This is a genomic window from Mesotoga infera, assembly GCA_011045915.1.
GTDB classification, from domain to species: Bacteria; Thermotogota; Thermotogae; order Petrotogales; family Kosmotogaceae; genus Mesotoga; species Mesotoga infera_D.
In genome coordinates this window covers 1-2,885 of sequence record DSBT01000072.1, presented here as the reverse complement: position 1 = coordinate 2,885, position 2,885 = coordinate 1, and the positions used below count along the sequence as shown (strand labels likewise).

Here is a 2,885-nt window from a genome sequence, read left to right as displayed (position 1 = left end):
ACGAGAGGTTCAAGATCGTATTGCCTGTGGAAGAGGGAAAGCTTCGCCGATTTTCCAGTCTGAGAAAGCGAGAAGAAGTTCTGAATGGCCTTAGTTATTATCCAAGGGTTTGCGGAGACATCGACCTTCTTCAGGGCTTTCAGCATTGCGAGACCTGGGGTTTCTCCTTTGTGCCAGTTGTTGAGGATCAGATTCAACCATTCCGCCTGACAGGTATCTGGAATCTCCAGATCACTGTCTGCCATATGTTCAACGATTGAAGAGACCAGATATGGGTTCAAGGATGATCTTCTGGAAACCAAAAAAGTCAAGTATTCCTGGCTACTGCTTCCGAAAGCGGTTTTTACAAACCAGCGGGTGAGAGACTTCTCGATCTCTGTGAGAGTCCCTTCCTCTCGGAATAGATTGTCCAATATCGCCTTTGAATCAAGCCATTCCACCCATTCGAAGTCCTCCGCGAAACGACAAAAGATCACAGTGAGGTCTTCACGGTTGAGACAGTATGTTAGGTAGCTGTCGACCTTCAGATCCTTAGCGGGTTTCTTGCCGGCAATGCTTTTGATTTTTTCGGTATGGGTTTCAATATCTGAACTGGCCAGGGAAGTCCAGTTTTCAAGGGCCTTCTGGAGTTCGTAATGCACTTTCTTCTTTTCGGGTGTAAGTGGATATGAAACGGGAATCACGTTGATCTCTTTCCACCTCTCGGCATCGCTGGCGCTGACAAGCGCGTATCTGTTCGATTGCCTTATGTTCAGCCCTCTTGCGAGGTAATCGACAATGGTATCTCTATGGCTGTACCCTATGAAGAGAATCGTGTAATCCGACAGATACAGGTCCCTAAGAAAGTCCCTCGCCCAACCTTCGGTAAGGTATGCTCTTCCGAAGTCCCTGTTCGTAACAACAAGCCACCTAGAATCCTGTTCCACGTTTCCGTGAAGATATACTATTCCTCTGAAATCGTCGCCCCTCGGTAGAGCGGGCCCCCTGAAGATGTCGAAGCCGTCGTATCTCTCTCCGTAATTCCTCAAGACGGTTGAAAAGTGAGCGTCGTAATTTGTTGTTACGATTTTGAGGTCCCGGGCGCTTTTGAATAGAAGAGGAATAAGGCTGTGAAGCTGTGATGGCCTCGAAGTTGTTTCAGTCATTATCTGCTTCACAATTTCGTGGACACCTTGTCCACCATTCTTGGAGTTGAGACTGCCGAGAAAGACGTCCGGAGGTTGGACTCGCTGCTGCTTGACGTAGTATTTTTGACCGTAGCTTTTCGCGACGGCCTTTGCAAGATCGACAAAACCGGGTATGTTTGACGGGGCGGCCATAGAAACACCGGCACCCGCGAAGACCACCAGCCTTTCTTCCTCCTGCGCCCTTATTAGTTCTGTCGGAATATCTACATGGTCTGTTAAGAGCATTATTCCTCCCGCTGTCTTTTCTCACTAGAAGTCGTATTCACAAATTAAAACTCGTTTCTGAGAAAAGTTTCCTCAATGAAATGATACTCCATTGATGCATCCAGTGTTTGGGCAAAGCCGAAGATAGAAACTCTGACTTAATTGAACGTAGGGCCTGATCTGAAATGATTTCCTACTGTCGACTGATATTTGGTTCAATCTATTGATCGCTAGATTACATAAACCAGTGATCAAAATTAGGTATTTCAAATCAGACTAATTAAATTATGCTTTTAAGTAACACTATGGAGATGATAACAATTGTAGTTCAAAATATACTTCTTAAGTATCAATCGAGCTTAATCACTTTTTAATCATGTAACTTTTGTTCTTATGTACTGAGTTTGGAAACCGCTTCAATTTGCCGTCATTGGTTTTCTTATACAAGTGATTAGGTGAAACATACTTTCAGATAAGGGTTGTGAAATAAACATACATTAGAATTCATTTAATGTAAATTGCACCGTTTGAAATAAGGATGAAATAAAGTCGCTCAAACAGCCAAAATCTGAACGTATTTTCTCGCGGTGATGCTAGACTGAAATCAAGGAACGAAATACGCCCCTCTCTAACTCATCCAAAGCTTCATCTCATGTTATTGCTCCTTGCAATTATTATGAAAGGTTATTGGAGATCACATAGTGGGTCTATGTAAGGTTACCAATTGTCGTTCATGGAGGAGGCATGAGAATGAAGAAAACTTGTGTGTATGCTGTGGTTTTGCTGCTTCTTATAATGATTACCGGCTGTCCGGCATTCTGGAAGTCGGCCGATGCGACTCTTAAGGAACTTTTTTACAACGGGGTTGAAGTTCCGGAATTCAGTGCTAAGAAGACCTCATATTCGATTGTACTCCCGGCAGGCACTACTGAACCGCCGACCGTTACTGCCATTCCTGCAGTTGAAGGAGTGAATATTGTTATAGCGGATGCCGAGACCCTTCCAGGAACTGCGACGGTACTGGTCACCTCTCTTAACGGAAAGGAGAGTTTAACCTATAGCATCTTCTTTACAGTTAAAGTTGTGATCTCAATCACGGCAGATCCTCCGAATGGGGGAGAGTTCAGTGGAGACGGCGAGTACATCTATGGAGATCTAGTTACGATAATGGCCACGCCATCCATTCATCACACATTCAATGGTTGGTATCTCGACGAACCTGAAGAAACGAGTTTTGAGGAAAGCGGAGACGATCCTATTTACACTGAACCAGTTGCTTCTTTTCAGGCTTTGAAGGATGTAAGTCTGATGGTAGGGTTCAATCCAATGCAGTATACTTTCAATCTTGTGCCTGTTCCCCCTGAAGGTGGAGAAGTGGCCGGCGGAGGAGTTGTAGATTATGGGGATTCTCTAAATCTGAGCGCATTGACTAATGAAGGCTATGGCTTTGCGGGATGGTGGATTGATGGCTATATGTTTAGCGATCAAGCCGTT

At 44.6% G+C, this 2,885-nt stretch carries 2 protein-coding genes; one reads left to right on the top strand and one right to left on the bottom strand.

Annotated elements, in window-relative coordinates:
- The coding region (locus tag ENN47_02520) for a hypothetical protein (GenBank protein ID HDP77061.1) at positions 1-1,412 on the bottom strand (1,412 nt) is incomplete at its 3' end.
- Positions 1,413-2,135: 723 nt separating this feature from the next.
- Between ENN47_02520 and ENN47_02515 the strand changes: the two genes are divergently transcribed.
- The coding region (locus tag ENN47_02515) for a hypothetical protein (protein ID HDP77060.1) at positions 2,136-2,885 on the top strand (750 nt) is incomplete at its 3' end.